Below are 6,209 nucleotides of genomic sequence, written 5' to 3' on the forward strand. Positions count from 1 at the left end.
ATGCCGGCGTGCGCGGCACGTTCGGCTTCTGTCACGCGCGGCGGCAGTGGCGCCGGGCGCGGGGCGACGACGATTTCGATCTGGCGGACATTCTCGCCCTGGGCCGGCGCGGTGGCGCTGTCGAGGATGAGGGCCGCCTGCTTGCCGCCGATCAGCTCGATATAGACCTCGGCCAGCAATTCGGAATCGAGCAGGGCGCCGTGCTTGGTGCGCTTGGTGTTGTCGATGCCGTAGCGCCGGCAGAGCGCATCGAGCGAATTAGGACCCATCGGGTGCTTGCGGCGCGCCAGCGCCAGCGTGTCGACGACGACGCCGTTGTCGATGACAGGGTGACCCAGCCGGCCGAATTCGACGTTGAGGAAGCCGACATCGAAAGTGGCGTTGTGGGCGACCAGCTTGGCGCCGTCGGTAAAGTCCAGCCACTCCTGCACAATCTCGGCAAAGGTCGGCTTGCCCGCGAGGTCCGCCGCGCTGATGCCGTGCACCGCCTGTGCCTCGACATGGATCGCTCGGCCTTGCGGGTTGATGTAGTGGTGGAAGGTCCTGCCGGTCGGGAAACGGTTGACCAGTTCGACGCCGCCCAGCTCGATCACGCGGTCGTCGCGCGAATCGAGGCCGGTGGTTTCCGTGTCGAAGATGATCTCACGCATCGAATCAGTCGCTCCAAAGGAGCAGAATCGTGAGAGCGGAACAAAATGGCAATGAGAAACTATGATGGCCAGGGCAATCGCACAGGTTTGCGCCGCCCCTCATCGCCCTGCACCTTTCCTCTCCCCCGTCGATCGGGGGAGAGGTGTCGAGCGAAGCCGGCAGGCAGATAAGCGGCTCTCACATCGACAGCTGGCGGTCGAGCGGTGGGCTCAACCACCTGGCTTGCCAACCCCTATCAGCTGGCTGATGATTGCAGCGACCTCCGCCCGCGCGGCGTCCATCCCCTGGCCGGTGTCGACGATGAAATCGGCCTGACGGCGTTTTTCCGCGTCCGGCACCTGCTTGGCCAGGATCGACGCCAGCTTTTCCTCCGTCATGCCCGGCCGCGCCAGCACGCGTTCGCGCTGGGTCTCGGCCGGGGCGGTGACGACGACGACCTTGTCGACGCGGTTGCGGCCGCCGGTTTCGAAGAGCAGGGGGATGTCGAGGACGGCGATCGGCGCGCCTGATCCACGATGCCTGGCCAGAAAGGCATCGGCATCGGCGCGCACCAGCGGGTGGATGATGGTTTCCAGCCGCTTCAGCGCCGCGGCATCGCCGAGCACGCGCGCGCCAAGTTTGGCACGATCGACCATGCCGGCGGATGTGGTGCCGGGAAAGGCGGCCTCGACCAGGGGTGCTGCCTTGCCGGCATAGAGGCGATGCACCGTCTCGTCGGAATCGTGGACCGGCACGCCGGCGTCAGTGAACATCCTGGCTGTGGTCGACTTGCCCATGCCGATCGAGCCGGTGAGGCCGAGCACGATCATGGCTTCGGCACCAGATCGGCGACGATCAGGGCCCGAAGTTCGGCCGTCACCCGCGGCCTGATGCCGAACCAGCGCTCGAAGCCAGGCACGGCCTGATGCAGAAGCATGCCGAGACCGTCGACCGTCTTCAGATTTCGCGCTCGGGCGGCCGCAAGCAGCGGCGTCTCCAGTGGCACATAGACGATGTCGGTGACGATGGCATGGTCGGGCAGCCGGGCGGGATCCGCCGACAGGCCTTCATTGCCATGCATGCCGAGCGCGGTGGTGTTGACCAGCAGGCCGGCATCGCCGAGCAGTTCGTTGGTCGCCGCCATGCCATGCGCCGAGACACCGGTGCCGAAACGATCGCGCAATTCCTGCGCTCGGGCCAGAGTGCGGTTGACGATGCGAATGTCGGCAACGCTGCGCTCCTTCAGCGCATGGATGACGGCGCGCGACGCGCCGCCGGCGCCGAGCACCACCGCCGGACCCTTGCTTGCCCAGCCCGGTGCATGATCGTCGAGGTTGGCGGCAAAGCCGTGACCGTCAGTGTTGCCGCCCCACAGGATGCCGTCCTCGAACCACAGCGTGTTGACGGCGCCGATTTCTTGCGCCGCCTGGTCGCGGCGTTCGGCCAATGCGAAGGCCGCTTCCTTGTGCGGGATGGTGATGTTGCCACCGCGGTAATTGTTTGCCTGCAATGTTTCCACGAACACGGCAAAGTCTTGCGGCGCGACATCGATGGCCTGGTAGCTTCCGTCGATGCCATGTTTGGCCAGCCAGTGACCATGGATCTTCGGCGAGCGCGAATGCTTGACCGGATGGCCCGACACGAAGGCTTTTTTCGACGCCTCAGCCATCGATCGCCCCCAGGTCTCGCAGTTCGGCCAGCAGCGGCAACAGCGGCAGGCCGACAATGGTGAAATGATCGCCCTCGATTTTCTCGAACAATTGAATGCCTTCGCCTTCGATCTGATAGGCGCCGACGCTTCCCAGCGCCTTGGCACCGACACGGGCGAGATGGCGCCCGATAAAGGCGGGATCGAGCTTGCGCATGGTCATCGAGGCGATGCCGACATGCCGCCACAGAACCTTGCCGTCGCGAACCAGCACGGCGGCGCTGTTCAACTGATGGGTCTTGCCCGACAGCGCCAGCAAATGACGGCGGGCACCCTCCATGTCAGCCGACTTGTGGAACACCTCGTCGCCGAGCGACAGCGTCTGGTCGCAGCCCAGCACCAGGGCGCCCGGCCTGCGCTCGCTGACTTCGGTCGCCTTAGCCTCGGCCAGCACCAGGGCGACGTCCTCGGGCGAGACGCCGCTATCCTGCAAAGGCGACTCGAGCGCGCGCTCGTCGACATCGGCCGGCACCGCCTCGACATCGACGCCGGCATTGACCAGCATCGCCTTGCGGAACGGACTGCCGGAAGCAAGGATGAGTTTTTCGATCATGCTGATTCACCCATGTTGGCGCTCCGTCACGCACCCCTCATCCGACCGAGCTTCGCTCGGCCACCTTCTCCCACAAGGGGAGAAGGGAAGTCCCGCGCGTACGCCGCTGCAAATCGCCAACTGGCGGTATCTTGCGGAGACGACGGTGCCACGTTCTTCCTTCTCCCCTTGTGGGAGAAGGTGGCCTCGCGAAGCGAGGTCGGATGAGGGGTGCTGGTGCTCACTTATCTTACCTGCCCTATCTATTCTTCCCCCGCAGGGCAACGATGGCCGCCGCCGTTTCCTCGATCGAGCGGCGGCTGACGTCGATCATCGGCCAGCCATGGCGCGTGCAGATCTTGCGGGCGTAGGCGAGTTCTTCGCTGATCGCCGCGCGGTCGACATAGTCTGATGCCTCATACGAGCTGCTGTTGCCGAGGATGCGGTTTTGCCGGACGTGCGAGATGCGCTCGGCGGTGGCGATCAGCCCGACGATGAGCGGCTTGCTGGCGGCAACCAGGCTTTCCGGCACCGGCACACCGAGCACGATCGGGATGTTGGCGGTCTTGATGCCGCGGTTGGCGAGATAGATGCTGGTCGGCGTCTTCGACGTGCGAGAAATGCCGATCAGCACGACATCGGCATCGTCCATGTTGAGCGGCAGCTGGCCGTCATCATGGTCCATGGTGAAATTGAGCGCGTCGATGCGGCGGAAATATTCGGCGTCGAGAACATGCTGGGCGCCGACGCGGCGGCCGGCGGGGGTGCCGAGATAGGACTGGAACACGGTCAGCACCGGCTCCAGCACCGACACACAGGGCAGGCCCATGGCCGCGCAGCGCTCGTCGATGCCGCGCGCCAGCTTCTGGTCCACGACCGTATAGAGGATGATGCCCGGCTCTTCCTCTATATCCTCGAACACCTTCGCCACCTGCTTTTCGGTGCGGATGAGCGGATAGATATGCTCGATGGCGCGCGCATCCTTGTATTGTGCCGAAGCCGCCCGGCCGGCGGCGAGCAGCGTTTCGCCGGTCGCGTCGGAAATCAGGTGCAGGTGGAAGAAGCTCTGGGGTTTGTTCACAGGGGGTCACCTGGGGCTGTGGGCTTCTGTGGATAAAGCGGGATGAAAAGAGGGGGCGGTCGGAGGCGACTGTATCAGATGGCAGTTTGTCCACAATTCGATGCGCTGTCAGCTTCGTCGGGCGACTGGGGACAAGTTTGGGGACGGCTTTTTTCGCCTACAGTCCGTCCACAGGACCTGCCTTTCACCGCTCTGCCTAACGCTTTGACTCGATTGATCGATTCCGACCTATCCCCAGAACCCTACATCTGGGAAAAAGAAGCACGCGACAATATGTTGGCTGGTGTTTTCCGGGGCAAAGCGGGACAGGTGGCAATCACCAGAACCAACAGACTCTTAGAATCAGAAGAATCTTAGATATAAGAATCTTTGATTATAGAAGAGGCCGGAAGAAGCGAGCGCTCGATGCCCCAGAACCGGATCATGCTGGATGTCCTGAAGGGCAAGGCTCATTTTCCGCCTCCGCTCTGGATGATGCGTCAGGCAGGGCGTTATCTGCCGGAGTATCGGGAGACACGCAGGCGAGCAGGCTCGTTCCTCGATCTCTGCTATGATCCAGACCTTGCCGTCGAAGTGACCTTGCAACCGATCGAGCGCTTCGGCTTCGATGCTTCGATCCTGTTTTCCGATATCCTTGTCGTTCCGCATGCGCTTGGCCGTGACGTCCGTTTCGAAGAGGGCAGAGGGCCGCTGCTGACGCCGATCACCGCGCCGCAGATTCTGGCTCTGGAAGGCAAGGTGTTTCACGTGAATCTCGAACCGGTCTACGAGACGGTTCGCCGGTTGCGGGCCAAATTGCCCGACGAGACAACCCTGATCGGCTTCTGCGGCGCGCCGTGGACGGTGGCGACCTACATGATTGCCGGCCATGGCACGCCCGACCAGGCGCCGGCGCGGCTTTTTGCCTATCGCGAGCCGGTGGCCTTTCAACGATTGCTGAAGGTGCTTGCCGAACATTCGGCCGCCTATCTCATCCGCCAGATCGAGGCGGGCGCGGATGTGGTGCAGATTTTCGATTCCTGGTCCGGCGTGCTGGACGATGAAACTTTCGATTTGTTCTGCGTTCAGCCGATGGCCGAGATCGTTGGCCGGGTGCGGGCGGTTTATCCCGATGTCCCGATCATCGGTTTTCCCAAGGGCGCCGGTTCGCGCTACCGGACCTATCGACAGAAGACCGGCGTGACGGCGCTGGGGATCGACTGGACGGTGCCCCTGATCGCGGCGAAGGAATTGCAGCGCTCGGGTGCGGTTCAGGGCAATCTCGATCCCTTGCGGCTCGTCGCTGGCGGCAAGGCGCTGTCGGATGGCGTCGAGGCGATCCTGAGAGCGCTGGGAGACGGGCCGCTGATCTTCAACCTCGGTCACGGCATCACGCCGGAGACGCCGATCGCCCATGTCGAGGCGATGGTGAAACAGGTGCGGAGCGCGACACGCTGATGGCTCAGATGAACAACACGAACAGCACCGGCCAGGCGATGATGCGCATGATATCAGGTATCGCCGTGCTGATCGTTTTCACCGCGCTTTTGTATTTCGCGGCACCCGACAGTTTTTACCCCTGGGCCAAGGCGATCCATATCCTCGCCGTCATCTCGTGGATGGCGGGCATGCTCTATCTGCCGCGGCTGCTGGTCTACCACACCGATGCCGAGAAGGGCTCGGTGCAGTCGGAAACCTTCAAGGTGATGGAGCGGCGCCTGCTGCGCGGCATCATCAACCCGGCGATGATCGTCACCTGGGTGTTCGGCCTGTGGCTCGCCTGGAAGGGTTTCGGTTTCCAGGGCGGCTGGCTGCACGCCAAGATCGGAGCGGTGCTTTTGCTGTCCGCCGTTCATGGCTATCTGGCCGGCGCGGTGCGCAAATTCGCCGAGGACCGTAATGAAAAACCGGCCAGGCACTGGCGGATGGTCAACGAGATCCCCACATTGCTGATGATCGCAATCGTCATCCTGGTGGTGGTCAAGCCGTTCTGATGCATGTCGCTCAAAAACGGCCAGGAGACTGCGACAGGCATTGATGCGTTTAGGCCTTCATAGGCCATGCAAAACGCAGCTTGCTCTTTCACCCGACCGACGATAAAAGACGGGTCTTCCTTCCCGTCATGCGCCGCCCCTCGTTGTTTTCGGCCGCGCCCGGCATTTGTCGCATCCCGCCGATATTTTCCCAAAGCCTACCCAGACTCCATCTATTCAAGGTCCGTCTATGCAAGAAATGAAACTCGCCGAGTTCAAGAACAAGAAACCGCCAGAGCTGATCGC

Annotated in this window: 8 protein-coding genes; 2 read left to right on the plus strand and 6 right to left on the minus strand. The window is 62.9% G+C overall.

The window, feature by feature from the left end:
* The 5 genes from dnaQ to EN994_RS13975 all read right to left on the minus strand — a co-directional run.
* Nucleotides 1-650: DNA polymerase III subunit epsilon (gene dnaQ, locus EN994_RS13955; RefSeq protein WP_127307596.1), on the minus strand; the 650-nt coding region annotated here is incomplete at its 3' end.
* A gap of 210 nt (nucleotides 651-860) precedes the next feature.
* Nucleotides 861-1,460 carry a dephospho-CoA kinase gene (gene coaE / locus EN994_RS13960; protein ID WP_063169603.1) on the minus strand — a complete coding sequence of 200 codons (600 nt, stop codon included), beginning with the start codon at nucleotides 1,458-1,460 and terminating at the stop codon, nucleotides 861-863.
* Entirely contained in the window at nucleotides 1,457-2,299 is an 843-nt protein-coding gene (locus EN994_RS13965) for a shikimate dehydrogenase (RefSeq protein WP_063169602.1), read from the minus strand. The genes coaE and EN994_RS13965 overlap by 4 nt, the downstream gene beginning before the upstream one ends.
* Nucleotides 2,292-2,891 (minus strand): Maf-like protein, encoded by a 600-nt coding sequence (locus EN994_RS13970; RefSeq protein ID WP_063169601.1) that lies wholly within the window; start codon nucleotides 2,889-2,891, stop codon nucleotides 2,292-2,294. The genes EN994_RS13965 and EN994_RS13970 overlap by 8 nt, the downstream gene beginning before the upstream one ends.
* A gap of 238 nt (nucleotides 2,892-3,129) precedes the next feature.
* A complete protein-coding gene (locus tag EN994_RS13975) occupies nucleotides 3,130-3,951 on the minus strand; it encodes a pyruvate, water dikinase regulatory protein (protein WP_013528729.1) in 822 nt (273 codons plus the stop codon).
* 405 nt (nucleotides 3,952-4,356) lie between these two features.
* Here EN994_RS13975 and hemE point away from each other — a divergent pair, with 405 nt between their 5' ends.
* Together hemE and hemJ are read left to right on the plus strand one after the other, a co-directional pair.
* Entirely contained in the window at nucleotides 4,357-5,388 is a 1,032-nt protein-coding gene (hemE, locus tag EN994_RS13980; RefSeq protein WP_024504092.1) for a uroporphyrinogen decarboxylase, read from the plus strand.
* On the plus strand, nucleotides 5,388-5,924 hold the full coding sequence (gene hemJ, locus EN994_RS13985) for a protoporphyrinogen oxidase HemJ (RefSeq protein WP_024504091.1): 537 nt from the start codon (nucleotides 5,388-5,390) through the stop codon (nucleotides 5,922-5,924). The genes hemE and hemJ overlap by 1 nt, the downstream gene beginning before the upstream one ends.
* Nucleotides 5,925-6,012: 88 nt before the next feature.
* Here the strand turns inward: hemJ and EN994_RS35650 are convergent.
* Nucleotides 6,013-6,209, minus strand: a 197-nt coding sequence (locus EN994_RS35650) for a hypothetical protein (protein WP_206530403.1), incomplete at its 5' end; no start/stop codon positions are given.

This window comes from Mesorhizobium sp. M7A.F.Ca.CA.002.09.1.1 (genome assembly GCF_003998555.1).
GTDB classification, from domain to species: domain Bacteria; phylum Pseudomonadota; class Alphaproteobacteria; order Rhizobiales; family Rhizobiaceae; genus Mesorhizobium; species Mesorhizobium ciceri.